Source organism: Microbacterium sp. SCPM-O-B-15248 (M128) (assembly GCF_058214835.1).
Window position 1 is genome coordinate 495,748 of sequence record NZ_JBYQLI010000003.1, and the last position, 22,482, is coordinate 518,229.

The window sequence follows — 22,482 nt, forward strand, 5'->3', positions numbered from 1 at the left end:
CTCAGCGTGCTCCCGCTCGCCTGGCTGTTCCATGGCTGAGCACACCGGCCCCTACGACGTCGAAATATGGTTCGGCGTCCAGTGGGAACTACTCGCCCAGACAGACACCTACCTCGACGCGAAACGCTGGCAACGCGTATCCGCCGCCTGGCGCACCCGCGTAATCGACCGACCATCCGGCCGGATCATCTCCACCCGACACCCCCAGTAGCACGCAAACGAACGGAACCGACCATGACCCACCTCGACACCCTCACCGACCAAAACGCCGCCGTAGGCGCCGCATGGGCATGCCTGCTGTGGTCCACCCCCGCGGGCGAGGACGACGGCCCCGAATTCCTCGACGGCCTCGAAAACCCCACCCCCGCCCCCGGCATCACCGCCCGCCTACGCGAGTACGTCACCGCATTCGTGAATGAAACCGTGCTCGACCTCACCGCCGCGGGTATCACCGCCGCGCAAGCGGGCCATGACCTCATCCTCACCGCGAACGGCCACGGCGCGGGATTCTGGGACCGCGGACACGGCGCAATCGGTGAACGCCTGTCCGACGCCGCGCGCAAGCTCGGACCCGTCGAGGCCTACCGCGGCGACGACGGCTTGATCTACGTCGCCGGTTGGGAGAGGACCGCGTGAGCACCCCCACCGCCTACCGCGCCCTCGCATTCGCTGGACTCACCATCACCCCGGCCCCCGCCAGTCTCAGCACCGCCGACGCGGCCCGCTGGCGCGTTAGCGGCACACACAGAATCGACCATCCCGACGGGCGGGTCGAGGTGTGCGGGTGCGGCCCCTCCAATCACCTCAGCGGCCCCCGGTGGGCAATCGTTCGCGGCGTCGAGGTCAGGACCCCCACCGAACGCGCCTAACCCACCGCCCTAGCTCGCACCGGCGACACCGGCTCACGACCGGACTAGGGCACGGCATCCGCCACCGATAGCACGCAATCCCAGACAGGAGAACACACCGTGAGCACGCCCAACAACTCCCGCGACAACACGCGCACCCGCACGGCCCGACAGGCCACCCTCACCCGTCGCCGTGCGCGCGGACTCAAGCACTCCCAGCCGGTCACCGCGTCCGGTCGGCCCCGGTTCGCCTGATCCGACACCGCCCCGAACCTAACTAGTTCGGCCCCATAGGAAGCGACCCCCTCGCACACTCCTCACCAGACCGTGGATACATGCACTAGACGAATAGTACATATATACATTCATAGTCTTACTCATTCTCAGATTCTCTCTTTTCCCGCATGATTCCGCCTCTCCGAATACGTATTTGGCGAGGCACCCTCAAAAACCCAGTACCAACCCCCAATACGTCCCAGAATTCTGCACCAAACATACGCACCAAACATCCAACATTCCGGGACGAATCACCCCACGAGACACCGTTTCCGCACCCCCCGCGCCAAATACGCGCGAGCACACCGCACTACGTCGACGGCCCCCGCCTAACTATCTCCCCACCCCGCAGCACCCCACACACGCCCGCGTCACCCTCACAGAAAGGTCACCCATGACCACGACGCACACGCCCCCGCAGACGATGAATCCCAGCGACGCCGTCACGTTCACGCTTCGCGGAACCGATGAGTACGCCGCCGAGTTCGACGGGCAGACGGTGACGGTCATTCGTCCCCTCGACCCGAACAACCCTGCCGACAACCTCGACGAGGAAGTCGGCCCCATGTACCGGCTCCGAGCACTCGACGGGCGCGAGTTCGACGCGTTCGCGGACGAGCTGACGGCGGTGACCCTGTGACCGCCCCCGCGATCGTCGGCCCCTGGCAGTACGACAACGACGAATATTCGACGCAGTACGCCGAGACCTCAGACCCGCGCATCCTCGCCGTGATTCAGCGCGACGACGACGCACAGGCCCCGGACGGCGACGCCTACGCGCCGGCGTTTTGGATCGAGTACCGCAACGCCTACAGCGTGAGCCCCGCGGGCCAGACCTGGCAGGACGACGACGCGCAGACCATCGCGGAGCGCTACGCCGAGGCGCTGGAAAGGTTCGCGTACCGCGTGACGCACACGCCCAGCGACCGAACGCCCGATTTCATGGTCCCGCGCTATGAGTACGACGCCCGCCGCGTGCAACAGACCGACATCCTGGCCCGTTGGCTGAGGATCTTTCACGGCGCGCAGGTTGTCGAGATTGACCGGCGCGGCGCGTCCTACGGCGTGGATGGGCGCGTGCTGATCTTCGACACCCCCGGCTATCGCGCTGACATGGGCACGCCCGCATTGGGAACCGATCCCGTGCTGGATGCCGCTTATCTCGACGGAGACCGCGAGACCTGGGCTGCGTACATGGAAGGTGACGTGTTCGGCGTGGGGTATGCCACGATGCCCGCCCGCACCACGAACGAAACCCCCGTGGGCCTGGGGGACGTCACGGAGGACGGGGACACCTGGGATGTCCAGATGGAATGCTGGGGTCACTACGGAGAGACCTACGCCCGCGAGACCGCCGCCGGTTTCGAGTACGGCGCGCCGGACCTGCCCGCCATGATCGACGGGACCGCGCCGACCCCCGCGGAGGTGGCCGCGTGAGCAACGTTCTCCCCCTGTGGCAACGCATCCCCACCCTTCCCGAACTCCCGGTGTCCCACCGTCTCCCCGGTTCGCGCGTCTACGCTCACGGCGTGCGCCCGGCTACGGTCGTGGGCATCCCCGACGCCCTGGGCGTCACCGTTCGCGAGGGTGACGACGCGGCCCCGGTCTACGTCGAGTACGACCGCCTTACCGACGCCCCCGCGCCCCCGCTTCGGCTCACAATCTCGCGCGAAGATATGCAGGTCGGCCCGGAGTGGTCACCCTGGGGTGTCTTCGGGAACCGCCCCGACGAAGACGGGGACTACCTATGGGCGCACTTCGAGACGCACGCCGAAGCGGTCGATTACGCCGCCGCCATGCTCCGAAAGGAGAGCGAGCGTTGAGCGCCGCAATCCACCGCCCCACCGCGGCCGAATATGCCGACTTCGGACGCGCCGCCGCCGCGATCCTCGGGGCGGCGCTGGAATGGGACGCCGACCATTTGGAAGCGATAGCGGAGGAAGCGGCCCGCCGGCTCGGCGTCCCTGTTGGCGACCAGGGCGGCCCCACGCTCAAATTCTGGCGCGACGTCGCGGACGCCCACGGCATCGACTACGACGACAACGGCGAACTCTGCCGCGTGTGCGACGAGTTGAACGACGACGGCGAAGGGCAAGACGGCATGTGTGGGGATTGCGCCGACCGCCTGTGTTGCCCGATCTGCTCGGACGAGCGCCCCAACCCCCGCGCGAAGACGTGCGGGGACCGCGACTGTGTCAACGCGTACCGAGCCGAAAACTCAGAACGCCGTTAGCACACAATTTTTCCCCGCCGCCCCTTGCGCGGCGTATCAGAACACCCCAAACTAGATACACGTATACGGCACCCGCCGAGATTGGAAGTCACCATGAACCCCCAGCCCGTCGCCCCCACCGCCGCCACCATCGCCCACGTCGGCAAGCCCGCCCGCGTCCGCCGTCCCGCGAGCTACGCCGCCGCGAGTGCGCGTTACGCCCCCGACGCCCGCGAGGTCTTCGCCGCCCGCACGATGGAGCACAACGCCGCGATTGCGGCAATCAAGCTCACCGTTCCCCAGCGCCGGGCGCCGGGCGCTCGACGTCGTCGCCGCCGACAACCGGCCCGGCGTCCCCATCCACCGGGGGAGCGTCCTCACCGACTCGATGTTCTCGAAGCTCGACGCGCTCGGCCTCGTCGTAGCCGACGCCGACCGGCTCCCGCACCGCGCGCGCCTGTCGCCGCTCGGCATGGCGTACACCCGCCGCGCCCCGAAGGGCGGGAAGCGGTGAACACGTTCACGCTGTCCGTCCTGATCGACGGCGACCACATCGAGAACGATCACCACGTAGCCGAGGTGCTGCGGGCCGTGGCTGACACACTGCGCGAGGGCGACGAGTCCGGGAGCACCGTCACCCCTCAGCCGGTCGGCATCTACAGCGCCCGGCGCGTGGGGGAGTGGGCCGTGAACCCCACGGGACAGCCCGCCATCGCTGAGGACGTGGCGCAGCTCGCCGCCGGTCGGGTGCTCACTCGCTACGGCGTCGAGGCGAACGGCGACGGCGACGCGGTCGAGGATCTGGCATGGATGCTCGGCGGTGAAGTCACCTACGAGGAAGGTCTACGCGCGTTCGCCGCTGAGGTGCTGCGAACCGCCCGCGAGGCCGGGAGCGGCGCGTGAACATCGCCGCCGCCACCCCCAATCCGCGCCGTCGCCGCCGCGTTCGCGTCATCCCGCGCCACCTGTTCCGCAGCGTCCCGCGCCGCGCCCGCTCCACGTTCTACGCGCCGGGGGAGCCTGTCCCCGCGCTCCCCGACGCCCCGCGCAACGCGGGCGCGCTCGGCATCCTCGCCGCGCACCGTAGCGGCCTGCTCGAACACTTCGAGGACTTCGCTCTGTCGGGCGAACGTCTGGCCTGAAAGGAACCCCATTAGCATGCAAACCTTGACCTACGGCGACTTTCTCACCCTCCCCAGCGTTCCCGGCGTCCTCTGGCGGGTGACCGACACGCGCACCGTCGAGAAGGCCGGAAGCCCCTTCGAGGACCGCGCCGAACTCCGCCCGTGGCGACCCGGCCCCGACGCCACGAACCCCGCCGAGGGAGCGACACCGTGGCCGTACGACGAGCCGGTGAAGATCGGGCGCGCCGAGCGCGTCGGCGTCACGATCACGCTCGGGATGCGTTCGGGTGCGTACGACCGCGCGACCGACTCCTACGGCCCGCGCGTGTTCGGGGCGCACGCCACCACCCGCAACTACGCCGCGCCCCTCACCGACGCGCAGCGCGCCACCCTCGAACGCGAGGCGGGCGACCCGTTCGCGTTCTCCTTCCACCTCCCGCCGCTGACCGCCGAGGAGGTGCGCGAGCGCATCGCCGCGTTCATCGTGAGCGACAGCGCCGGGAGGGACGCCGCGCGCCGCACGATCGACAACGCACCCAACCTGTACCGGCTCGACAACGACCACGGCGGGCACAACCCCGTTCCGGTGATCCGCGAGGCCTTCGACGGCCCCGCGGGCGCGGAAGCCCTCGCCGACATTCTCGACCGGGCGACCGCGGCCTACCGCGCCGCCCTGGCATCCAACCTCCGCACGTTCGGCGCTCTCCCCGAGGGGGTCGCGCTGTGACCGCGCCCGCTCCCTGGGAGCAGTACCGCGAGCACGCCGCCGCGACCGCCTACCGCCGCCCCGGCAACGACGAACCGTTCTACATGCGCACGCACACCCCGAACACGTCGGGGGAGTGGGCGCGGCAGATGCGGCGCACCGACCCCGGCCACGTGGTGACGATCACCGAGCCGACCGCGTCGAACCCCATGCAGTCGGCACCGTTCGTGCTGTTCGCCAGCTACGACACGCGCAACAAGTACGGGCACGCGCCCCGGCCCGAAATCACCAAGACGCACCCTTACGCGATCACCACCTACGCGGAAGGCGACCTGTCCACCGAGTTCTACGCCACCGCCGAGGACCGCGACCGCGCCCTGTTCCTCCTGGAGCGTGCCGCGTGACCGGCCCCGGCTTCCCCTCCGTCCTCGACGACTTCGCCACCGTCGAGAAGAACCCGCACAGCGGCGCGCGATGGGTCTACGACGCGGGGATGAGGCTCCCGCAGACGGAGCGCGGCGCGGAGACTGTCGCGATGGCGGACGGCATCGTTCGCGCGAGCTTCGCCGCGACCAACTGGCGCGACAGCGTGGCAAGCGCCGCCGCCCAACTCGGCGCGCTCCTCGACGCGGCGGACGAGGGCGACGCCGCCGCCCGGTATCGCACACGGAAGGCCGCCCGCGAGCTGCTGCACCTACTCGGGGAGGACTGATGCCCGGATTCTGCACTGAGCACGGGCGCCGCCACCTCGACCGGTACGAATGCGGCGAGATGCGCCGACGCCAGGCCGCCGCCGTGCGGGCCGCCGAGAACCAGGCGCGCGCCGAGCGCATCGCGGACGGCCTCATTCGCCACACCTACCGCGAGAACCTGCCCGAACGCCAGCGCATCGAGTTGCGCACCATCGCCGTAGCCGCGGCCCTGCAAGCCCTCACCGAGAAGGAGAACGCACGATGAGCACCACGCACACCCCGAGCGCCGGGAGCGCGTGCCACGCCTGGGCCGAGGCCTACGCGGACATGTGGGACATGGCCGACGGATTCCACGAGGGGCTGAACCTCTCCGAGGCCGTCGCCCTCGCCGACGTGCTCGCCGCCGCGGGGCGCGGAGACCTCGCCGCCACCCTGATTCGCGGCTGGGGAATCGGGGATCCCGAGATGGTCGAGGACTTCAACGAGAACGAGGAAGACCCCCACTACCTCGCTCGCATGATCTACCGCTACGGCGACCCGATCAGCGAGTACGCGGACGGCCTGCCGTGGCTCCCGCCCCGCGCGGAGGTGAGCGGGCTGTGACGACGCACGTTCTCACCGTAGGCGCGAACGTGCGCCACTGGGTCACGTACGAGGTCACCGACCCCACGCCCGAGGAGCTGGCGATCCTCGCGAACCCCGACACGCCGGAAGCACTCGCGCTGGCATCCGCCCTGTTCGATGCGCACCGGCTCGACTTCCGCAGCGCCGAAGACGAGAGCTGGGGCGGATGGTCGCCGTTCGAGGAGCACCGAGAGCCCGCCGTGGTCGACTTCGAGGAGGTGAGCGACTAGTGAGCCTCTACGACCGCCCCGAGAAGTACGCCGCCAACCCGCCCGCAACGTGGACCGTCGCCCGCCTGGGCCGCGACCGGTTCGCCGTCATCATCGAGCCGGGCGGACTCCCCGCCGACACTCACAACACGCGCGCCGACGCGCAGCGCGTCATCGACCGGCCCGATTCGTGGCTCCGTCGCCGGTACGAGAAGGAGGCCGCCGCGGTCCTCAGTGGCGACGGAGCGGGGGTGCCCGCATGATGTTCGCGAGCAAGACGCCGCGCGACCTGAACCGGGATCCAAAGCCCCTGCGGTGCGGTGGCGGCGGTTCGTCACTGCGGCATCCGGTGGGTACGGGCACGCGCTGCGGAGCCAAGTACGAACCCCGCCCCGAGTACGACCACCCCCAGCACAACGAGCCGAACCCGATCCTCGCCAAGCTGCGCACCATGCGCCCGGGTAAGTTCCGGTCCGACGCCCGCGTTGAAACCGTCTTCGACTGGGCGAACGGCAGCGCCTGGGACGAAGCGGGCCGCCCGGACGATACACCCGGCACCCGCTGGGATGCCTACGAGCGCCACGCCCTCCGCGTCATTACCCGCCTCGCTCGCTTCACCGAACAGGAGACCCCCGCATGAGCGCCCCCGCATTCACCCTCACGATGCCCGCCGCCGAGTCGGGCGACCAGATCGCCGCCGTTTTGCACGCTGTCGCGGACCACTTCGCGAACAACGTGGACGGCCTCACCCCGCCGCCGTCGAGCGGCGTCCAGAAGATCGAGGGCCGCCCCGTGGCCGAATGGAGCGTGACCCCGTGACCATCGAACCGAGCGCTACCTACGAGGCCGAGCGCGCGAGCTACTGGCGCGCACAAGAAGACTTCCGCGACCTCGCGCAGGCCGAGATGATCCGCCTCATGCCGGAGGGAATCGCCGCCCTCGTCATCGAACTGAACGACGCGGACCCGCCGCGCCTCTCCGTCGTGGCCTACCGCGACCCCGACGGCACCGACCACTACCCCGAGGACTGGGCGGACGGGGCGGACGACCAGGGTCGTTATGACGCGCTCGACCAGATCGCCGCTGACCTCGACGTGAGCGACTGGCACGAAGCGGACGGCTTCCTGTTCGGTGACCCGGACGACCCGAACCGGTTCGTCGTCGAGCGGGAGGCCTGAGCGGTGAGCCTGCACCACGACGACGCCGCACGTCTGTTCGACGCGCTCGCGCTGTTCCCCAGCCTGTCCACCGAGGAGCGCGCCCGGATCGCCAACGCCGCCGAGAGCCAGCATCCGGCCGCATGGGCGGATGCCAAGAAGATTCGCCTCGACCGCAGCACCTTCATGCGCGCGTTCACGCTGAACGAAGCGTGCCACTGGGCATCCAACCCCACCGCAGGCCAGATCATCACAGGCCTGAACTACGCCGCCGGCATCGTCGCGGCCCCCGAAACGAAGGAGAACGCATGAGCACCTGGAACGTCATCACCATCGAGCGCCCCGGCGCGCTCACGCTCGACACCCTGCCGGATGCCCTCACCCGCGACGGGGAAATCTGGGAGGGCCGCGACGAGGACGACACTCGCGTCGGCTTCCCGGACCGCATGAGTCCGCTCGGATACGAGATCAAGGGGCGCGACGCCGACCCCGACGGCGTCATCAAGATCAGCGGGCACAGCAAATGGCGGGCTGACGACGCGATCGAAGCCCTGATCGAACTGTCGAAGACGACCGGCCGGATCACCCATCACGAGGAGTGGGACGACGAAGAGGTGGGGCAGTCGGTGAGCGTCTACGAGAACGGCGCCGAGGTCGAGAGCGAGAGGCGCGAGAGCGAGCTGGTGCCCGCCAACCTGCGCGCGCTCGTCGCCGCCGGTCGCGCGGCCCTCGATCACAGCGACACCGCGGCGACACAGGAGCAGCAGGACGCCCTGCGCGCCTTGGTGAACGCCCTCGACCCGGAGGGAGCGCAGGCATGAAGACTCCCGACGAGATCGCCGCCGTCACCCTCGGTCACTGGCTGCTCGACACCTCCGATGAGCGGACCGTGAGGGAGCTGATCGCACAGGGGATCGAGGCTGACAGGGCTCAGCGTGGCGGCCGCCTCGACGACCTTCACGCCTACGACTGGACCCCGCGCGCGGAGGACGAGGTGCGCTCCGACGACGAGACCCCCGAGGTCCCCATTCTCATCGTGCAGATCGACACTCCAGCGAACATTGGCCGCGTCCGCGTCTACATCAACGACGGCCGAATCTACGACGGAGGCCCGGAGACCGGCGAGGAATGGAGCCTGACGTGAAGACCCCCGACCAGATCGCCGACGAGTTCGTCGACACGCTTACCTGGCCCTACAGCGAGCAGCGCACCATCTCGGCAACCGAACTGGCCGACATGCTCGCCGCCGCCATCGAAGCCGATCGCGCTCAGCTCGTCGGCGAACTCCCCGCAGCCCGCCACGCCATCGACCTCACCTACGACGCCGCCGAGGGCGACAGCAACGACTCGGAGATCGAACTCCTCCAGGCCGTCCGCGACAACTTCCAGCACATCGTGGAAGCCGTCGGCGGCGAGTGGGAGCACGAGCCGGACCCCGACCACATGGACCAAGAAGAGTGGCCCCACGTCACCGAGGAGGACGACCAGTGAAGACCCCCGAAGAGATCGCGCGCGACGTCGCCGAGACGGCCACCCTGTCCGACACGGAGAACCCCGAGACCGGCGCGCACGAGCCTGTCATCGAAGACCTGGCGCAGCTTGCCTCGTTCATCGAGGACGGCATCCGCGCCGACCGCGACCAGCGCATCCCCGCCACCAGCGCGAGCGACCGGTACGAGGCTGCGCGGGCGGCCCTCGCCGAGTACGACGAGCACACCGAACCCCGCTCGATCAGCGACCAGCGGCGCCGTGAGTACCGTCTCGCGTCGGCCCTCCGCGCCCTCATCGACCCGGCAACCACGGCGCCTCGCTCGTCTGCCGACCTCGACGAGATCTATGTCGCCGCGGGTCGCGCGATTCCTCGCACGAACTCGTGGACTCCCCGCATGTCGCACCTCGCCGGACTCGAAGCTGTGCACCAGTCCGGCATCCAGGCGTCCTGGGAGGACTGGGAGCCCGAGAACGCTCCCGGCATGGTGGACACTCGCCACACCGAGGTCGTGGATTTCGTCTTCGACGGCGAACCTGGCCCCATCGCCCCCACATTCATCGAGACCGAGTTCCCCGACGGCGCGAGCACCAGTGTCGGACGCTGGGAGAAGCGACCTGACGGTCGCTGGGTGATCCGAGTAGAGGTCGTCCGGTGACGGCCCGGGAGTACCGCGCCACCGGTGACGAGCGGATCGCCTTCGAGGGCATGATCTGGCTCGTCGACGAGAGCGGCGAAGCCGTCAACCTCACCCCCTACGAGGGCGCCCTGCCGCATGGCGTGTTCGCCCCCGTGAACAGCGACTACGGCATCGAGCGGGACGACGAGCTGGCGGTGTTCGAGTCCGACTTCGACGCCGCCGCCGCGATCCGCAACTACCTCACCACAATCACCGGCCAGACCTACTCGATCTGGTACGACGCAGAACAGGAGACCACCCCGTGACCCAGAGCTTCACCGTCAAGAACTACAAGGGCGTGCGAGAGATCACGCTCCAACCCGAGGGATCCCTCGTCGTCATCGCAGGAGCCAACGGGGCGGGCAAGTCCAGCTTCATCGACGGGATCTGCGAACTCTTCGATGCCCGCGGCACCAAGCTCACCCCGAAGCCCATCCGCGACGGCGAAGACGAGGCGCGCGCCGAGTTCGTGGACACCAACCTCGGCATCCGCATCACCCGCACCTGGAAGAAGGACGACGGCGGCAAGCTCGAGGTCGTCAGCCTCGACGGCACGCGCTTCCCGAAGCCGTCCGACGTTGTCGCCAAGCTCACCGGTGGCGTCATCTTCGACCCCGTGACCTTCCTCAACCTCGACGCGCGCAAGCAGCGCGACGCCCTGCTCGCCAAGGTCTCCCTCCCGTTCGACCTCGACGCGCTCGACCGCGAGAAGGTCAACGCCGAGGACGCGCGCCGCGAAGCTGGCCGGGACGTGAAGCGCCTCGAAGGCGCACTCGCCAGCGCCCCCGAGGTCCCCGTCGGCACGCCCGCCGAGGAGGTCACGAGCCTCGGCCTCCTCGCCGACCTCCAGCAGGCCCGTGACTGGAACACCTCGATCACGCAGTCACAGAACCAGGCGAGCGCGATGGAGAACGCCATCACGCAGTGGGAAGCCGAGGAGCAGCGCCTCCTCGCCGCCCTGGAGCAGGCCCGAGCCCAGCGCGAAGCCCTCACCGCGCAGCTCGCCCAGGCCCGCGAGCACGCGGCCCAGACCCTCGTGGACACCACCGGGATCGAGACGCAGCTCGCGTCCGTCGACGCGGTGAACGCGAACGTCCGCGCGGCCCGCGAGCGCCTCAAGCTGGAGGGTGAGCTGAACGCCACGCGCTCCCGCCACGAGGCACAGCAGGCGATCATCGACCGGATCGAGCAGCAGAAGCGCGACGGGCTCGCCGCCGCGAACTTCCCCGTCCCCGGCCTCGGCGTGGACGAGACCGGCATCACGTTCGACGGCGTGCCGTTCGGGCAGGTCAACACTGCCGCCCGCCTCCAGGTCGCCCTCGCCGTCGCCACCGCCGAGAACCCCGAGATCAAGCTCGTCATCATCCGCACCGGCGACATGCTCGACGACACCTCCCTCGAACGGGTCCGCGCGATCGCCGAGCAGCGCGGCTACACCGTGCTCATGGAGCGCGACCGCGACGGCAGCCGCCAGGTCGGCTTCACCATCAGGGAAGGCAAGCTCGATGACTGACACCACCTTCGCCACCTTCGCGCCCGGCCGCGCCGGCGTCCGTCTCGGCGCCATGCGCGCCAACCTCGCCCGCGACGACTGGTACCCCCGGTTCGAGCGCTCCGGCGTCTACTGGCGGGCGCTGGGCGTCGTCTTCCCCGACGGGGAAACCGCGCTCCTCCGCCCCACCCCCGAGCGTCGCTTCCAGATCGTCGGCCACGAAGACCTCGGCACGTTCCGCACCCGGGATCACGCCGCCCGTGTCGCCCGCGGAGAAGCGCTGCGAGCGTGGGACGCGTGGGAAGGAGGCGCGCCGTGACCCGCTCGGAATGGCAGGACGAGAAGGAAGCGCTCGAGGAGAAGCTTGAGCCGTACACGCTCGAGAACGAGGCGGGGGAGCGGTACATCAGCCCCCACCCTGCCGTCGCGCGCCTCGCGCGGGCCTACGACCGGCTGTTCCGGTACGGCCTGGAGCGCGGCTGGCTCGGCGGGGAAGCGGTGGCCGCGTGAAGTCGTCGGGAGCGATCGTGGGAGCCGTCGTCATCGTCGCCGCCTTCGCCGCCATCAACGTCGCCGCGGCTGCGGCGCAGCCGACTGCCGTCAAGATCGAGCCTGACCCGCACACCCAGGCCCAGCCCACACCGACCGTCGCCCCCACCACGCCGCCTGCACCCGCCACCCTCGACGCCTACGACATCCTCGCTGAGCGCGGTGAGCCGATGGTCCAGGTCTTCTACTCCACCGACCCCGCCGTGAATTGCGGGCTAACGGTCGGCACATCGGGTGGATGCTTCCACCCCGAACACCCCGAGACCATCGTGCTGTCGCCGGACCTGGAGGGCGCGGCCCTGACCTACATCGTTCTCCACGAACTCGCCCACGTCCGCCAGCACCGCCACGGCGTGCCCCTCGACGAATGCGAGGCGGATGCCGCCGCCGTCGCCTGGGGCGCGGACGAATCCCTCACCACCTACCTTCCTCACTGCTAAGGAGCGCCCCGTGAATACCACCGTCGTCCCCGTCTACACCTACCGCACCCACGAGACCGTCGAACGCCTGGCCGCTCGCGGCATCACCGTCGACGAGCTCGACGTCGACCTCGCGATCGCCAGCGCCGTGACCTCCCTCCACGAGGAGAGCGAGCGCGGCGGCTGGCCCGACCCCGACGACGAGCACACCTGGGCCCGCTACGTCGAGCCGCGCGTCCTCGACCGCCTCGACATCGACCCCGACGTGTTCGGCGAGGCATTCGTCGCCCACGACCGGCCCGCAGAGATCGGGGCTGCGCTGTGACCATCACCGTGCAGCAGACCCTCGCGCTCCAGGCCGTGAAGCTGGCCGACGACGAGTACCGCGCCTTCCGGAAGGCCGTCGAGGCCACCGTGCGCGCCGAGATCGCCGAGCGCGTCCAGGAAGCCTCCGACAAGGTCGCTCGTGCCACCTACGCCGCCCGCCAGGCCGGCCTCGGCCCCACCCGCATCGCGCGGGAGGCGTTCGGCCACGAGGGTCGAGCCACCGTCTACCGCTACCTCGCGCGCGGCGAGGAGCTCGCCGGCGACAGCCCCACGGTCGTCAGCGCCGCCGATGAGGTGGTGTCCGAGTTCGAGTGGATCCAGCCCGGCGTCATCCGCGTCCAGCCGGCCGCGGCCACCCTCGCACCGCTGCTCAGCATGCTCGACATCGACGGAGCAGGCCGCGCGTTCTGGGCCGACTTCGAGATCGCCGACGGGCGCGTGCTCCCGCTCACGGAGGCGTGGACGGCGGAGGAGGGGCGCAACCCGGTCGTTGCGCTCGTCATCGGCGAAGACTCGACCTACCGGGACCGGATCGTCGAGTGGGCAAGTAAGGTGGCCGCGTGATGAAGACGCCCCAGGAGATCGCCACCGCCGTCATTCGCGAGAGCGGGTACAGCGACTTTCCCAAGACCACGTCCTCCGAGCCGCTCTTCGCGCGCGACGTGGCCGTGGAAGCCATCGAGGCCGACCGGGCGCAGCTCGTCGAAGCGATCGAGAAGCTGCTGGATGAGACCAAGCCGCCTCGCGTGTTCGACGAGGAGGACTGGGAGCGCCAGGGCAACAACGGCGCCATCGAGGCGGTCCTGGCTATCATCCGAGGGGAGTCGAAGTGAAGACCCCCCAGGAGATCGCCACCGCGGTTCTCGGCAAGGAGCCCACGCTCCCCGAGGAACGCGCAATCTGGCAGGGCATCGTCGATGCCGTGACTGAGGACCGCGAGGACCGCGAGACCCACTACTCGTTCGGGTCGGACTGGACCGTCGAGCGGCACGAGGTCATGGGTGGCTATGTGACGGACCTGCTCCTCTGGCCCGGAGGCCCGCGCGGCCTCACGGCGGAACCGGTCGCCGTCCTCGCCCTCACCGAAGCCGGCGTCGCCGCGCTCGTCGACACCCTCAAGCCCGGAGTCTGACATGCACAACGACCTCTGCCCCTCGTGTGGCGCATCCCTGTGGAAGCCGCACGACGACTTCCCCGAGATCATGCTGCGGTTCGTGCATCTGCACGAGGGGCGGAAGGTCCGCGAGATCCTCAAGTTCCTGCCGTGCGACCCCTCCCTCGATGAGCGCGAGGCGAAGAAGCACGGTCGCATCACTCCCGCCCAGGAGTGGGCGATCCAGCGCATCCTCGAGGAGCGCCGCACCGACGCCAACCCGGAAGGCTCCCAGGGCGCGCTCCTCGCCGACGACATGGGCGTGGGCAAGTCTGGCCAGCTCGCCGAGGTGCTCATCCGCGGCGGCTTCCAGCGCGCGCTCGTCGTCGGCCTCCCCGACACCCACCTCCAGCTCCGCGACCGCATCTACGCCCAGTCGGACGGCGCCATCCTTCCCCGCCTGATGAACGGAACGATCGCGGGACGCTTCAACCTCGCCGCATTCCTCAAGGGCGAGGCCGGTGTGTTCATCGCCGGCTCCCACTTCCTCGTCGCCCAGGATTTCGAGTCGCGGCTCGAGTATCACGAGGACGAGGATGGCAAGCCCGACCTCGGTCGCCCGAGATGGAAGATGGACAACAAGACCGGGTGGCCCAAGCTCAAGGAGCGCGTCACGGGCCCCGAGCGCGAGGTGCATCTCGTCGACCGGGCAGAGGGAGAGATCGGGCCTGCCCAGGTTCGGCGCGTTGTCGAACCCGGAACTCCTGACCAGATTGGCCCCGCTCTCGTCCCCATCCAGGCCACCAAGTCCCACCACCTCGCGACCTTCCGCGCCAAGCTCAAGAAGCACCCCGTCGACTTCATCGGCCTCGACGAATGCCAGGTGATCGCCAACAAGCACTCCCAGGCCCGCCGCACCCTCCTGTCGATGGGTAACGCGTTCAAGCTCGCCATGAGCGGCACGTGGTTCCTCAACAACCCCGAGAATATGCACTCCGTCACCCGGTGGGTCTGGCCGGGCGACGACCCCGTCACGGGACAGAAGTACGTCGAGAGCAATCACGCGCTGTGGAAGGCGATGTATCTCACGACCGTTCCCGTGCTCAAGGAGAACGGCGACGTCCTCTATCGCCGGGACCACCTCGGCAAGCTCGCACCCGTGATGAGCACCACGGGGGAGAAGGAGCCTGGCGCGTTCGTGGCCACGCTGCCGTGTTACATCCGCCGCGAGGCTGACGACCCGATTCCGGCGCCGCTGGAGCTGTACGTCGACCCCAGTCCCGCGCAGGCTGAGCAGATCGCGGACCTCAAGCGCGACCTGATGACGTGGGTGTGGTCCCACGAGGGCACCGAGGAGCCCCTCATGGTCAATATGCCGGCCGAGCTGCACACGCGCATGCGGCAGGTCACGATCGGCGAGCTCGCGCTCACCCGCGCGGACGGGTCCGTCGACTTCGCTCGGGAAGGAGCCTTCGCCAAGGGTGCGCCGCTGCGCTACCTCCTCGAGGAGCGCTGGGCGGGCCAGCAGGTCGGCATCTACACCGACTCGAAGATCGGGGCACACTGGATGGCCGCCCGCCTGCAGCGCGCTGGCGTCGACGCTCGGGTGTGGTCCGGGGACCTGTCCCGCGGGGCCCGCGAGAAGCTCAAGCAGGCGTTCATCCGCGGCGAGTTCCGGGTCCTGATCTCCACCATCCAGTCTTTCGGCGTCGGCATCGACGGTCTGCAGAAGGTGTGCGACAAGGTCGCCTGGATCTCCGACGTCGAGGGCTCACCGGCACTCAACGACCAGGCGATCCGCCGCTACCTCCGTCCTGGCCGCCTGATGCGCAACGGCCGCGACGAGTTCGAGCACGCCCGCATCCTGATGCGCGACTCCGTCGACGTCGAGAGCTTCCAGGCCTTGATCGGCAAGGCGTGGAACATGCGCGCCTCCATGACCGCGGCGACCGCCGCTTAGTACGCAAACGAAAGGATCACCCATGACCGACAACGAACGCCCTACTGAGGGCTGGCAGGGCGAGAAGAGCTGGAACACGCCCCGCGCCAAGTACCACTACATCCGCGGCACCGACTCGCTCTGCGGCAACTTCATGTTCTACTTCGGGGAGATCTCGCCGGGCGGCCTCAAGGCGAGCGACTCGAAGGAGGACTGCGCCGCGTGCAAGCGCGCCGTGGCGAAGGAGCTGGCGGCCGCGGCGGGGGAGAAGGGCTGATGGTCGACTTCGCCGCCCTCAGCCGCGATCCGCGAGACATCCAGGCTGAGCCGGGGTCGCAGGCTGCCAGACTGCTCGCCCTCCCCCAGCAGCGCACGTACACCCACGACCTCAAGGGGAAGCTGCTCTACTTCCCGCGCACCGATCAGGTGATGGTCCCGTACCAGATGGCCGATGGGCAGGGTGGCGGCTGGAACGTCGTCGTCGTCTTCAACGGGGAGCGCGCCCCGCGCCACGACGGCACGCGCGGCTGGGCCGCGGGGGAGCCCGTCTACCCGCCCAACGGCCACAACCTCTTCGTCTCCGACCTCGAGCTGCAGACTGCCATCGAGCTGACTGCCGAGCAGGTCTGGGCCGTCGACGTCGCGATCGGCGGTGACTCGGAGCGCACCATCGAGATGCCGGCCCGCTCCTTCCAGGGCGCGGAGGCACTCGCGATCTCCAACGAGGCCGAAGGGCACACCGCGACAATCATCTCGCGGATCACCTTCCAGTCGAAGGATGCCTGGGAGGTGACCGCATGACGCTCGACCTGCAGCCGGCGCGTGATGCGTTGGCCCGATTCAGGGGCGCCCCATCGGCCACCGACGATGAGCGTTCCCGGTGGGGCCGGGACGACTTCCTCGCCCACGGCCAGGACCGCCGAGACCACTACCTGCGCCATGCGCCCGGGGTCGCCGCAGAGTTGGAGCACCTGCTCTCCGCCCTGTCTTCCCCGCCCGCCGACGACGTGCGCGAAGCACTCGAAGCGATCTGGGACGACGGGAACGCGACCGGACTCGACGGATGGGTTGGACCCGGCCGCGGCACGCTGCCGATTGATCCGGAAGCCGTGGAGGCTCGTGATCGATCCATCGAGCGGAATGCGGCAGCGTTCGAGGTTCGCCTACGCGGGACGGTCACCGAACCGTGCGAGTGGTGTCCCGAGCACCACACCGGTTTCGCGGAGTGGCAGGGCGATGGCCTGGCTCACCCGTCGTGCGGACGCGAGGGTCACGGGACGAACTTTGAGCCCGCGCGCGGGACGGTCACCGACGCCGACGACGCCGAGACCAAGGCCCAGATAATCGCGGACCTCGCTGAGTCGTACGCCTACGTGCACGCCGTCAGTCGCACAAGTTCGCAGGTCTACAAGTGGCTCATGTCGCGATCCGCTGCCGCGAGGGAGGCCCGGTCGTGAGCGCCGAGAGCGACGCCCGCACCCTCGCCGAGATCCGCTCATGGCGCGCAAACCGGCACCCGCAATCGCCCACCACCGTCACCTTGAGCATCCCCGACATCGACGTACTGCTCCGCATCGCGGACGAGCGGGACCGACTCCGACGTGACCTGTGTGAGGAGCAGGAGGGGCGCGACCGGCGACCCACCGAACACGCGGATGGGAGCCTGTGATGGATGCCGCCTTCATTCTCGACTCGATCCGCGCCGCGCACCCCGACGCCGCGTTCGTGCCCGAGGTGGTGATTCACGACTGGCTGTGGGAGGAGAGGGAAGGCACGTCGCGGCCCACACGCCGCATCGACGCCCTGATGTTCAAGACGCTGCAGCGCACCGCGATCGAGATCAAGACCACCCTCGCCGACTGGAAACGCGACACGTACGCCAAGCGTGCGCCGTGGGCCGACGTAACGCACCGGTTCGTCTACGTGATCCCCGAGTCGCTCCACGAGAAGGTCGCGGGCATGTACGGCACCCACAACCTGCACGTCGGCGGGTGCGGGGTGTGGACCGTGGGCGACACGGGGCGCGTTGCCGTCGTACGCAAGGCCGTGGTTCGCCCACACCCGGAGGCGCTGCCGCAGCACGTCGTTCAGGCCATCGCGTTTCGGGCCGCAGCGCGACCAATTCGCGGTTCGAGCGAATCACCGTGCGGCCTGTGCGGTCTCAACTGGCGCGAGTGCGAGTGCGGTGAACCATCCCGCTCGAGTGTGCAGGAGCCCTATGCCACGCCCGACTCTTGACGCATCGGGCCCGAGACGGCACCCTTATACGAGTACCGAGGGGGAGCCGGCATGAGACCGACTGAGCAGCCGAGAACGCGTGGCGTCACGCGCCGGTCGGTTCGGGCTGCCCTGCGAAGGTACGACGGCCGCACGTCTGCGATCGCGGAACACTTCGGCGTGAGCGACCGCACCGTCCGTCGCTGGGTGGTTGGGTGGGGGATGGAGGCGCCGGCGCCGAGCGCGCGGTTCCGAGACTCCCTTTCGCCGGGCGTGATCGACTCGCTGGCCCACGGCATGCCCGCCCCGTGGGCCGCCGAAGGCACCCCGCACAGCCAGAAGAGCACCTCGAAGTGGGCGGCGGCGAAGCTGCCCCAACGCGATGTAGAGCTCAAGGAGTGGCAGCGCGTCTGGCCGACGATCCTCAAGAACCCCGCCCTGCGCGCGCTGCACGATGAGTTCGCGCCCAAACGAGAGGTCTGATTCTGATGTTCAGTAGCGTGCAAAATTCGGTGGATGCCGTCCAGGCGTTCCTCACCTGGCGGCGCGTGCAGGGGCGGGAGAACGCCCTGGAGGAGGATCTCATCGCGTGGCGCGACCACCTGACAACCGTCGCGCGGATCGCGCAGCTCGATGCCGTCGAGAGCATCCTCGCGGACGAGTTCGAGGCCGCCGGCCCCGGCCTGGCCGACAAGCTGCGGGAGGTGCTCGCGTGAGCATGCCCGCGAAGCAGCGCCTCCCGGAGTTCGCCGAAGCGCTCGACCTCGCTCGCCACGACCCGAGCGCGCCGCAACCGCGGTGCGCGACCCGCGATGCGGAGGCATACACCGGCGATGTGCCGCCCAGTCGCGCCGAGGCGCGCCGCTTGTGCGAAGGCGATAAGCCGTCGGAGAAGTGCGACCTGTTCGCCCTCTGCCGAAGGAGCGCCCTCCACGAAAAGCCGAAGTGGGGCGTTCATGGCGGCATCGTCTGGGACAACGGGCGCCAGCTTCACCTCCGCCGAAAAACTCCCACCGAGAGCCTTGACCTGGCCGCTTAGACACGTATATGGTCAAACCATCACCAAATACGGTGCAAATCCCCCGAGGTGAAGGAGTGATCGAATGAGCAAGACAGGTGGACTTTCCAGGAGGAGGAAGGGCGCGGGCAAGCGCCCGGCCGGCGTCGCATTCCGCGGCGATACCACCCGCAACCACCCCAAGTACAAGGAGCGCCGATGGACACGCTGACCAGCGCCCCCACGCGCTCCTCCGACAGGGTCCTCACGGACCAGGACGTGCGCTACCTCACCGTCCAGATGGTCAACGCCGAGACCGAGCGCGACCGCCAGGTGCAGCTCGGAGCCTCGAACATCTCCAACCCGTGCGACAACTGCCTGGCGGCCGAGTTCGCCGGCCACAACCGCAGCATGCTGTTCTGGGAGCGGCCCTACTTCGGGCGCGCGCTTGGCACCCTCTCGCACAAGGGGATGGAGGAGCGCGTGGAGATCGCGCGCAAGCTCTACCCGGGCGCTCGCGCCGAGGACGCCGTGATCTGCGGCATCGCCCCCGGATACGGCCCCATCCCCGGCCACTTCGACCTCGCCCCCACGGGCGCCCACGTCCTCGACTGGAAGTTCCTCAAGCGCCAGACGGCGCTGGCGATGGTCGACTTCCTCGAGATCCAGGCCGGCCGCGAGCCCCGCTACGGCCCGAAGCACAAGGACATCGAACGCGCGGGGGAGTGGGTGCTCCTCGAGCTGGATCCCAAGAAGGATCCCCAGTGGGTGAAGATCACCCGCCGCACGGCCAACACCTCCCTCTCCGAGCGCGAGTACGCCGAGCTGCTCCTCGAGGTCGAGCACACCTACCAGCACTACTACGGCCAGAACGTGCTCTACCAGCGCGGCATCGGTGCGCGGCGCGGCTCCGTCGTCGTCATCAGCCGAGACGGCACCGGGTTCTTCGACAACCCCCAGTACGACCGGTACGACGACCCCACCGCCGTCCACGACATCAATGTGTTCTCGTTCGCGTACGACGCGGACTACGCCGATGCCCTCCTCGAACGCGCCGGCGACATCTTCCAGCTCGTGCAGTCGGGCAAGCCCGTCCACGAGTTCAAGTCCGCCACTCACTGCAAGTTCTGCAAGGAAGCCACGCAGGATCTCAACCGGGTCCCCGACCTCGATTTCACCGACGTCTTCGGCGCGCCGATCGAGGTCCCCGAGGAGGTCGTCGCCCAACTCGTCGCATGATGCACGCATTTTGTGTGCAAACCGCCCATAGACTTCCCGCCCACGGAGAGAGGAACTCCCACCATGACCGACAACGTCACCCAGCTTCCGCAGCCCATCTGGGCCGCCGACGTCGCCGCCACCGAAGACTTCGGTGAGCCCGGCTCCATTCTGATCCACGCCGAGCCCGGCCAGGGTAAGTCCCGCGCCGCCCTCACGATCGCCAAGGTCCGCGGCTTCGAGCGCGTCGCCGTCCTCGACATCGACAACGGAACCGAGGTGCTGCTCAACGACCCCGAGCTGCGCCAGCGGTATGCCCAGGGGCTCATCACGATCATCAAGATCGACAAGACCAAGCCCGACGCGTTCTTGAAGTTCCACAACTACTTCAAGGACATCATCGCCAACGGCGCCGCGTACGGTTTCAACGCGTTCATCGTCGACACCGCCGATGTCGCGCAGGACGTCGCCGCCGAATGGTTCCTCGCGAACACCTACAACGACGCCGGCACCGCGCTGGACACCCGCAAAGCGTGGGGCGAGGTCGCGAAGTGGACCGCCGACATGCTCTGGGCACTGCAGAACCACCCCACCATGCTCGGCATCACCGTCAATCACACCAAGGTCGACGAGGCCGAGCAGAAGAAGACCGGCACCGCCACGCTCAAACCGAAGTACGCCGGCTCTGTCAAGGACACCGCCGCCGGCATCCCCTCCATCGTGATCTACATGACGAAGGAGACCGCCGAGAACGGGGCGACGAACATCGTCGCCGACATGAGCGGCGAAGAGGGGGCGATCGCCAAGCAGCGGTACTCCTCCTTCCTCCCGAACCGCCTCGAGAACTTCTCGATGCCCCTGCTGTATGGCCTCATCCGCGGCGAGATCACCCTCGACGCGGCCGCTCCCGAAGTCCCCACCATCCCGACCGACATCGCCGCAGCCGCGGCCCAGCCCCAGCCCGCCGCACTCGCGGCGACGGCCTGAACCCCAGAGAGAGGAACCCCGCCATGAGCTTCACCCCCGAGATCGACGACTACGCCGCCCAGGCCGCCGAGAAGGCCGCCGAGGCGCTGCCCAGCGGTGACTTCCCGCCCGTCCCGAAGGGCGCCTACCAGGCGATCATCCTCGAGAACCGCGGCGTCGAGGAGCTGACGAAGGACCAGACCAAGGCCAACTTCGGCAAGAAGGTCGTCAACCTCCACGTCCAGATCCTCCAGAACAGCCCCACCGCCGCCGGTCGTCACTTCTTCGTGCGCGTCCCCCTGTTCTCCCGCTTCGCGCCCAACCCCAACGCGAAGAACGACGAGGCGAAGACGATCGGCGCCCCCGCGCGCATGTTCTTCAACTTCTTCCAGAACGTCATGGGCGTCCCGCTCGACGACATCCTCGCGAAGAAGCCCCTGCCCTCCAACGTCGAGGGTCGCCGCCTGACGATCATCATGGGTGCGCCCATCGCGCCGGACCAGTACAACCCGCTCGGCTCCAACCAGATCGACGGCGTCGACGCCCCCGAGGACGACTTCTCGAAGACCCCCGTCCTGCAGCCCGGCGCGACCGTCGCCGCCTGGCTCACCCCCGAGGGCGGGCTGAACCCGAACTGGACGCCGCCCGCGCAGGGTGGAGCCGTCCCGGGCCTCGGTGGCGGGGCCGTCCCCGGTCTCGGCGGTGGCGTGCCCAGCATCCCCGGCGCGGGCGTCCCCGCCGTTGGCGGCGGCGTGCCGCAGCTCCCCGGTGTCGCGCCCCAGGTCGCCCCGCTGCAGACGGGCTACGCGCCCCAGCCCGGCGGCGTACCGGCCTACGCCGGTGTCGCGCCCACGGGACACCAGGCCGCCCCGCCCGCGGGTTATGCCGCCGGAGGTGCCTTCCCCGGTCACGTCGTCCCGCAGGACGCCCCGCAGGCCCCCGGCGCGCCCCTCGCGCAGCCCGCGCAGGTCCAGGTGCCCAGCACCGTCCCCGCCGCGTGGGCCGGGCCGGTCGCCGGTGCCGCGCAGGCCGCCGTGGGCCAGGGCGGGTACTGATTCACCCGGGCGGGGAGCCCCCACTCCCCGCCCACCACGGGCCGGTACGTCTCAATAGGCAGAGCGAGAGCGCACCCGGGCTGTGAGCGAAGACCCGTGCACAGGGTTCAGCGAGCAGGCGCCGTCTGGTTGGAGGTTCGAATCCTCCCCGGTCCACCACTTCATCCACGCACAACAACAGGAGGCGACGAACT

Annotated in this window: 45 protein-coding genes and 1 pseudogene; all 46 read left to right on the top strand. The window is 69.1% G+C overall.

Annotated elements, in window-relative coordinates; genetic code table 11:
• Positions 1–234: 234 nt before the first annotated feature.
• Positions 235–636 carry a hypothetical protein gene (locus tag AC3E6M_RS07810; RefSeq protein ID WP_490529542.1) on the top strand — a complete coding sequence of 134 codons (402 nt, stop codon included), beginning with the start codon at positions 235–237 and terminating at the stop codon, positions 634–636.
• A 332-nt stretch (positions 637–968) separates the two neighbouring features.
• Positions 969–1,103 (top strand): hypothetical protein, encoded by a 135-nt coding sequence (locus tag AC3E6M_RS07815; RefSeq protein WP_269454554.1) that lies wholly within the window; start codon positions 969–971, stop codon positions 1,101–1,103.
• A gap of 415 nt (positions 1,104–1,518) precedes the next feature.
• Complete coding sequence (locus tag AC3E6M_RS07820; protein WP_490529543.1) at positions 1,519–1,764, top strand: hypothetical protein; 246 nt, start codon at positions 1,519–1,521, stop codon at positions 1,762–1,764.
• Positions 1,761–2,561, top strand: a complete 801-nt coding sequence (locus AC3E6M_RS07825; protein ID WP_490529544.1) for a hypothetical protein — start codon at positions 1,761–1,763, stop codon at positions 2,559–2,561. The genes AC3E6M_RS07820 and AC3E6M_RS07825 overlap by 4 nt, the downstream gene beginning before the upstream one ends.
• On the top strand, positions 2,558–2,947 hold the full coding sequence (locus AC3E6M_RS07830) for a hypothetical protein (protein ID WP_490529545.1): 390 nt from the start codon (positions 2,558–2,560) through the stop codon (positions 2,945–2,947). Before AC3E6M_RS07825 ends, AC3E6M_RS07830 begins: the two co-directional genes overlap by 4 nt.
• Positions 2,944–3,357 (top strand): hypothetical protein, encoded by a 414-nt coding sequence (locus tag AC3E6M_RS07835; protein WP_490529546.1) that lies wholly within the window; start codon positions 2,944–2,946, stop codon positions 3,355–3,357. Before AC3E6M_RS07830 ends, AC3E6M_RS07835 begins: the two co-directional genes overlap by 4 nt.
• Before the next feature lie 253 nt (positions 3,358–3,610).
• Positions 3,611–3,850: a hypothetical protein gene (locus AC3E6M_RS07840; RefSeq protein WP_490529547.1), complete on the top strand. Its 240-nt coding sequence runs from the start codon at positions 3,611–3,613 to the stop codon at positions 3,848–3,850.
• Positions 3,847–4,239 (top strand): hypothetical protein, encoded by a 393-nt coding sequence (locus tag AC3E6M_RS07845; protein ID WP_490529548.1) that lies wholly within the window; start codon positions 3,847–3,849, stop codon positions 4,237–4,239. The genes AC3E6M_RS07840 and AC3E6M_RS07845 overlap by 4 nt, the downstream gene beginning before the upstream one ends.
• Complete coding sequence (locus AC3E6M_RS07850; RefSeq protein ID WP_490529549.1) at positions 4,236–4,478, top strand: hypothetical protein; 243 nt, start codon at positions 4,236–4,238, stop codon at positions 4,476–4,478. Before AC3E6M_RS07845 ends, AC3E6M_RS07850 begins: the two co-directional genes overlap by 4 nt.
• A 25-nt stretch (positions 4,479–4,503) precedes the next feature.
• Positions 4,504–5,187, top strand: a complete 684-nt coding sequence (locus AC3E6M_RS07855; RefSeq protein ID WP_490529551.1) for a hypothetical protein — start codon at positions 4,504–4,506, stop codon at positions 5,185–5,187.
• The gene (locus tag AC3E6M_RS07860; RefSeq protein WP_490529553.1) at positions 5,184–5,570 is read left to right on the top strand and encodes a hypothetical protein; all 387 of its coding nucleotides are present in this window, start codon (positions 5,184–5,186) and stop codon (positions 5,568–5,570) included. The genes AC3E6M_RS07855 and AC3E6M_RS07860 overlap by 4 nt, the downstream gene beginning before the upstream one ends.
• Positions 5,567–5,878, top strand: a complete 312-nt coding sequence (locus AC3E6M_RS07865) for a hypothetical protein (RefSeq protein WP_490529554.1) — start codon at positions 5,567–5,569, stop codon at positions 5,876–5,878. The genes AC3E6M_RS07860 and AC3E6M_RS07865 overlap by 4 nt, the downstream gene beginning before the upstream one ends.
• The gene (locus AC3E6M_RS07870; protein ID WP_490529555.1) at positions 5,878–6,123 is read left to right on the top strand and encodes a hypothetical protein; all 246 of its coding nucleotides are present in this window, start codon (positions 5,878–5,880) and stop codon (positions 6,121–6,123) included. Before AC3E6M_RS07865 ends, AC3E6M_RS07870 begins: the two co-directional genes overlap by 1 nt.
• Positions 6,120–6,461, top strand: coding sequence for a hypothetical protein (locus AC3E6M_RS07875; RefSeq protein WP_490529556.1), 342 nt, complete (start codon positions 6,120–6,122; stop codon positions 6,459–6,461). Before AC3E6M_RS07870 ends, AC3E6M_RS07875 begins: the two co-directional genes overlap by 4 nt.
• Positions 6,458–6,712 (top strand): hypothetical protein, encoded by a 255-nt coding sequence (locus tag AC3E6M_RS07880; RefSeq protein WP_490529558.1) that lies wholly within the window; start codon positions 6,458–6,460, stop codon positions 6,710–6,712. The genes AC3E6M_RS07875 and AC3E6M_RS07880 overlap by 4 nt, the downstream gene beginning before the upstream one ends.
• Complete coding sequence (locus AC3E6M_RS07885) at positions 6,712–6,954, top strand: hypothetical protein (RefSeq protein WP_490529559.1); 243 nt, start codon at positions 6,712–6,714, stop codon at positions 6,952–6,954. The genes AC3E6M_RS07880 and AC3E6M_RS07885 overlap by 1 nt, the downstream gene beginning before the upstream one ends.
• Positions 6,951–7,331 (top strand): hypothetical protein, encoded by a 381-nt coding sequence (locus AC3E6M_RS07890; RefSeq protein WP_490529560.1) that lies wholly within the window; start codon positions 6,951–6,953, stop codon positions 7,329–7,331. Before AC3E6M_RS07885 ends, AC3E6M_RS07890 begins: the two co-directional genes overlap by 4 nt.
• Positions 7,328–7,510 (top strand): hypothetical protein, encoded by a 183-nt coding sequence (locus AC3E6M_RS07895; RefSeq protein ID WP_490529561.1) that lies wholly within the window; start codon positions 7,328–7,330, stop codon positions 7,508–7,510. The genes AC3E6M_RS07890 and AC3E6M_RS07895 overlap by 4 nt, the downstream gene beginning before the upstream one ends.
• Positions 7,507–7,869: a hypothetical protein gene (locus AC3E6M_RS07900; RefSeq protein ID WP_490529562.1), complete on the top strand. Its 363-nt coding sequence runs from the start codon at positions 7,507–7,509 to the stop codon at positions 7,867–7,869. Before AC3E6M_RS07895 ends, AC3E6M_RS07900 begins: the two co-directional genes overlap by 4 nt.
• Positions 7,870–7,872: 3 nt before the next feature.
• Positions 7,873–8,160, top strand: a complete 288-nt coding sequence (locus tag AC3E6M_RS07905) for a hypothetical protein (protein WP_490529564.1) — start codon at positions 7,873–7,875, stop codon at positions 8,158–8,160.
• Positions 8,157–8,669, top strand: a complete 513-nt coding sequence (locus tag AC3E6M_RS07910; RefSeq protein WP_490529565.1) for a hypothetical protein — start codon at positions 8,157–8,159, stop codon at positions 8,667–8,669. The genes AC3E6M_RS07905 and AC3E6M_RS07910 overlap by 4 nt, the downstream gene beginning before the upstream one ends.
• Positions 8,666–8,992, top strand: a complete 327-nt coding sequence (locus AC3E6M_RS07915; protein WP_490529566.1) for a hypothetical protein — start codon at positions 8,666–8,668, stop codon at positions 8,990–8,992. The genes AC3E6M_RS07910 and AC3E6M_RS07915 overlap by 4 nt, the downstream gene beginning before the upstream one ends.
• Positions 8,989–9,339 (top strand): hypothetical protein, encoded by a 351-nt coding sequence (locus tag AC3E6M_RS07920; RefSeq protein WP_490529567.1) that lies wholly within the window; start codon positions 8,989–8,991, stop codon positions 9,337–9,339. The genes AC3E6M_RS07915 and AC3E6M_RS07920 overlap by 4 nt, the downstream gene beginning before the upstream one ends.
• Positions 9,336–9,995 (top strand): hypothetical protein, encoded by a 660-nt coding sequence (locus tag AC3E6M_RS07925; protein ID WP_490529568.1) that lies wholly within the window; start codon positions 9,336–9,338, stop codon positions 9,993–9,995. The genes AC3E6M_RS07920 and AC3E6M_RS07925 overlap by 4 nt, the downstream gene beginning before the upstream one ends.
• The gene (locus AC3E6M_RS07930) at positions 9,992–10,282 is read left to right on the top strand and encodes a hypothetical protein (protein WP_490529570.1); all 291 of its coding nucleotides are present in this window, start codon (positions 9,992–9,994) and stop codon (positions 10,280–10,282) included. Before AC3E6M_RS07925 ends, AC3E6M_RS07930 begins: the two co-directional genes overlap by 4 nt.
• Entirely contained in the window at positions 10,279–11,529 is a 1,251-nt protein-coding gene (locus tag AC3E6M_RS07935; RefSeq protein WP_490529571.1) for an AAA family ATPase, read from the top strand. Before AC3E6M_RS07930 ends, AC3E6M_RS07935 begins: the two co-directional genes overlap by 4 nt.
• Entirely contained in the window at positions 11,522–11,827 is a 306-nt protein-coding gene (locus AC3E6M_RS07940; RefSeq protein WP_490529572.1) for a hypothetical protein, read from the top strand. The genes AC3E6M_RS07935 and AC3E6M_RS07940 overlap by 8 nt, the downstream gene beginning before the upstream one ends.
• The gene (locus tag AC3E6M_RS07945) at positions 11,824–12,018 is read left to right on the top strand and encodes a hypothetical protein (RefSeq protein ID WP_490529574.1); all 195 of its coding nucleotides are present in this window, start codon (positions 11,824–11,826) and stop codon (positions 12,016–12,018) included. The genes AC3E6M_RS07940 and AC3E6M_RS07945 overlap by 4 nt, the downstream gene beginning before the upstream one ends.
• Complete coding sequence (locus AC3E6M_RS07950) at positions 12,015–12,497, top strand: hypothetical protein (protein ID WP_490529575.1); 483 nt, start codon at positions 12,015–12,017, stop codon at positions 12,495–12,497. Before AC3E6M_RS07945 ends, AC3E6M_RS07950 begins: the two co-directional genes overlap by 4 nt.
• 10 nt (positions 12,498–12,507) lie before the next feature.
• A complete protein-coding gene (locus tag AC3E6M_RS07955; RefSeq protein ID WP_490529576.1) occupies positions 12,508–12,801 on the top strand; it encodes a hypothetical protein in 294 nt (97 codons plus the stop codon).
• Positions 12,798–13,367, top strand: a complete 570-nt coding sequence (locus AC3E6M_RS07960) for a hypothetical protein (RefSeq protein WP_490529577.1) — start codon at positions 12,798–12,800, stop codon at positions 13,365–13,367. Before AC3E6M_RS07955 ends, AC3E6M_RS07960 begins: the two co-directional genes overlap by 4 nt.
• Complete coding sequence (locus tag AC3E6M_RS07965) at positions 13,364–13,636, top strand: hypothetical protein (RefSeq protein WP_490529578.1); 273 nt, start codon at positions 13,364–13,366, stop codon at positions 13,634–13,636. The genes AC3E6M_RS07960 and AC3E6M_RS07965 overlap by 4 nt, the downstream gene beginning before the upstream one ends.
• Positions 13,633–13,935, top strand: a complete 303-nt coding sequence (locus AC3E6M_RS07970; protein ID WP_490529579.1) for a hypothetical protein — start codon at positions 13,633–13,635, stop codon at positions 13,933–13,935. Before AC3E6M_RS07965 ends, AC3E6M_RS07970 begins: the two co-directional genes overlap by 4 nt.
• 1 nt (position 13,936) lies before the next feature.
• The gene (locus tag AC3E6M_RS07975) at positions 13,937–15,856 is read left to right on the top strand and encodes a DEAD/DEAH box helicase (RefSeq protein WP_490529580.1); all 1,920 of its coding nucleotides are present in this window, start codon (positions 13,937–13,939) and stop codon (positions 15,854–15,856) included.
• A gap of 22 nt (positions 15,857–15,878) precedes the next feature.
• Positions 15,879–16,112 (top strand): hypothetical protein, encoded by a 234-nt coding sequence (locus tag AC3E6M_RS07980; protein WP_490529581.1) that lies wholly within the window; start codon positions 15,879–15,881, stop codon positions 16,110–16,112.
• Positions 16,112–16,636 (top strand): hypothetical protein, encoded by a 525-nt coding sequence (locus AC3E6M_RS07985; protein ID WP_490529582.1) that lies wholly within the window; start codon positions 16,112–16,114, stop codon positions 16,634–16,636. Before AC3E6M_RS07980 ends, AC3E6M_RS07985 begins: the two co-directional genes overlap by 1 nt.
• Positions 16,633–17,292, top strand: a complete 660-nt coding sequence (locus AC3E6M_RS07990; protein WP_490529583.1) for a hypothetical protein — start codon at positions 16,633–16,635, stop codon at positions 17,290–17,292. Before AC3E6M_RS07985 ends, AC3E6M_RS07990 begins: the two co-directional genes overlap by 4 nt.
• Positions 17,289–17,504: a hypothetical protein gene (locus AC3E6M_RS07995; RefSeq protein ID WP_490529584.1), complete on the top strand. Its 216-nt coding sequence runs from the start codon at positions 17,289–17,291 to the stop codon at positions 17,502–17,504. The genes AC3E6M_RS07990 and AC3E6M_RS07995 overlap by 4 nt, the downstream gene beginning before the upstream one ends.
• Positions 17,504–18,073: a hypothetical protein gene (locus tag AC3E6M_RS08000; protein WP_490529586.1), complete on the top strand. Its 570-nt coding sequence runs from the start codon at positions 17,504–17,506 to the stop codon at positions 18,071–18,073. Before AC3E6M_RS07995 ends, AC3E6M_RS08000 begins: the two co-directional genes overlap by 1 nt.
• A gap of 159 nt (positions 18,074–18,232) precedes the next feature.
• Positions 18,233–18,535 carry a hypothetical protein gene (locus tag AC3E6M_RS08005; RefSeq protein WP_490529587.1) on the top strand — a complete coding sequence of 101 codons (303 nt, stop codon included), beginning with the start codon at positions 18,233–18,235 and terminating at the stop codon, positions 18,533–18,535.
• A gap of 5 nt (positions 18,536–18,540) precedes the next feature.
• The gene (locus tag AC3E6M_RS08010; RefSeq protein WP_490529588.1) at positions 18,541–18,768 is read left to right on the top strand and encodes a hypothetical protein; all 228 of its coding nucleotides are present in this window, start codon (positions 18,541–18,543) and stop codon (positions 18,766–18,768) included.
• 2 nt (positions 18,769–18,770) lie between these two features.
• Positions 18,771–19,091 (top strand): WhiB family transcriptional regulator, encoded by a 321-nt coding sequence (locus tag AC3E6M_RS08015; protein ID WP_490529644.1) that lies wholly within the window; start codon positions 18,771–18,773, stop codon positions 19,089–19,091.
• 177 nt (positions 19,092–19,268) lie between these two features.
• The gene (locus tag AC3E6M_RS08020) at positions 19,269–20,288 is read left to right on the top strand and encodes a hypothetical protein (RefSeq protein WP_490529589.1); all 1,020 of its coding nucleotides are present in this window, start codon (positions 19,269–19,271) and stop codon (positions 20,286–20,288) included.
• Positions 20,289–20,351: 63 nt separating this feature from the next.
• Entirely contained in the window at positions 20,352–21,254 is a 903-nt protein-coding gene (locus tag AC3E6M_RS08025; RefSeq protein WP_490529590.1) for an AAA family ATPase, read from the top strand.
• A gap of 23 nt (positions 21,255–21,277) precedes the next feature.
• Complete coding sequence (locus AC3E6M_RS08030; RefSeq protein ID WP_490529591.1) at positions 21,278–22,288, top strand: hypothetical protein; 1,011 nt, start codon at positions 21,278–21,280, stop codon at positions 22,286–22,288.
• Positions 22,289–22,326: 38 nt separating this feature from the next.
• A pseudogene (locus AC3E6M_RS08035) lies at positions 22,327–22,447 on the top strand.
• Positions 22,448–22,482: the final 35 nt, after the last annotated feature.

Bases quoted from the DNA above. Each gene is read 5' to 3' on its own strand.
- AC3E6M_RS07810 (WP_490529542.1), top strand. From the start codon at position 235: ATGACCCACCTCGACACCCTCACCGACCAAAACGCCGCCGTAGGCGCC.
- AC3E6M_RS07820 (WP_490529543.1), top strand. From the start codon at position 1,519: ATGACCACGACGCACACGCCCCCGCAGACGATGAATCCCAGCGACGCC.
- AC3E6M_RS07870 (WP_490529555.1), top strand. From the start codon at position 5,878: ATGCCCGGATTCTGCACTGAGCACGGGCGCCGCCACCTCGACCGGTAC.
- AC3E6M_RS07875 (WP_490529556.1), top strand. From the start codon at position 6,120: ATGAGCACCACGCACACCCCGAGCGCCGGGAGCGCGTGCCACGCCTGG.
- AC3E6M_RS07890 (WP_490529560.1), top strand. From the start codon at position 6,951: ATGATGTTCGCGAGCAAGACGCCGCGCGACCTGAACCGGGATCCAAAG.
- AC3E6M_RS07895 (WP_490529561.1), top strand. From the start codon at position 7,328: ATGAGCGCCCCCGCATTCACCCTCACGATGCCCGCCGCCGAGTCGGGC.
- AC3E6M_RS07910 (WP_490529565.1), top strand. From the start codon at position 8,157: ATGAGCACCTGGAACGTCATCACCATCGAGCGCCCCGGCGCGCTCACG.
- AC3E6M_RS07915 (WP_490529566.1), top strand. From the start codon at position 8,666: ATGAAGACTCCCGACGAGATCGCCGCCGTCACCCTCGGTCACTGGCTG.
- AC3E6M_RS07940 (WP_490529572.1), top strand. From the start codon at position 11,522: ATGACTGACACCACCTTCGCCACCTTCGCGCCCGGCCGCGCCGGCGTC.
- AC3E6M_RS07975 (WP_490529580.1), top strand. From the start codon at position 13,937: ATGCACAACGACCTCTGCCCCTCGTGTGGCGCATCCCTGTGGAAGCCG.
- AC3E6M_RS07980 (WP_490529581.1), top strand. From the start codon at position 15,879: ATGACCGACAACGAACGCCCTACTGAGGGCTGGCAGGGCGAGAAGAGC.
- AC3E6M_RS07985 (WP_490529582.1), top strand. From the start codon at position 16,112: ATGGTCGACTTCGCCGCCCTCAGCCGCGATCCGCGAGACATCCAGGCT.
- AC3E6M_RS07990 (WP_490529583.1), top strand. From the start codon at position 16,633: ATGACGCTCGACCTGCAGCCGGCGCGTGATGCGTTGGCCCGATTCAGG.
- AC3E6M_RS08000 (WP_490529586.1), top strand. From the start codon at position 17,504: ATGGATGCCGCCTTCATTCTCGACTCGATCCGCGCCGCGCACCCCGAC.
- AC3E6M_RS08010 (WP_490529588.1), top strand. From the start codon at position 18,541: ATGTTCAGTAGCGTGCAAAATTCGGTGGATGCCGTCCAGGCGTTCCTC.
- AC3E6M_RS08015 (WP_490529644.1), top strand. From the start codon at position 18,771: ATGCCCGCGAAGCAGCGCCTCCCGGAGTTCGCCGAAGCGCTCGACCTC.
- AC3E6M_RS08020 (WP_490529589.1), top strand. From the start codon at position 19,269: ATGGACACGCTGACCAGCGCCCCCACGCGCTCCTCCGACAGGGTCCTC.
- AC3E6M_RS08025 (WP_490529590.1), top strand. From the start codon at position 20,352: ATGACCGACAACGTCACCCAGCTTCCGCAGCCCATCTGGGCCGCCGAC.
- AC3E6M_RS08030 (WP_490529591.1), top strand. From the start codon at position 21,278: ATGAGCTTCACCCCCGAGATCGACGACTACGCCGCCCAGGCCGCCGAG.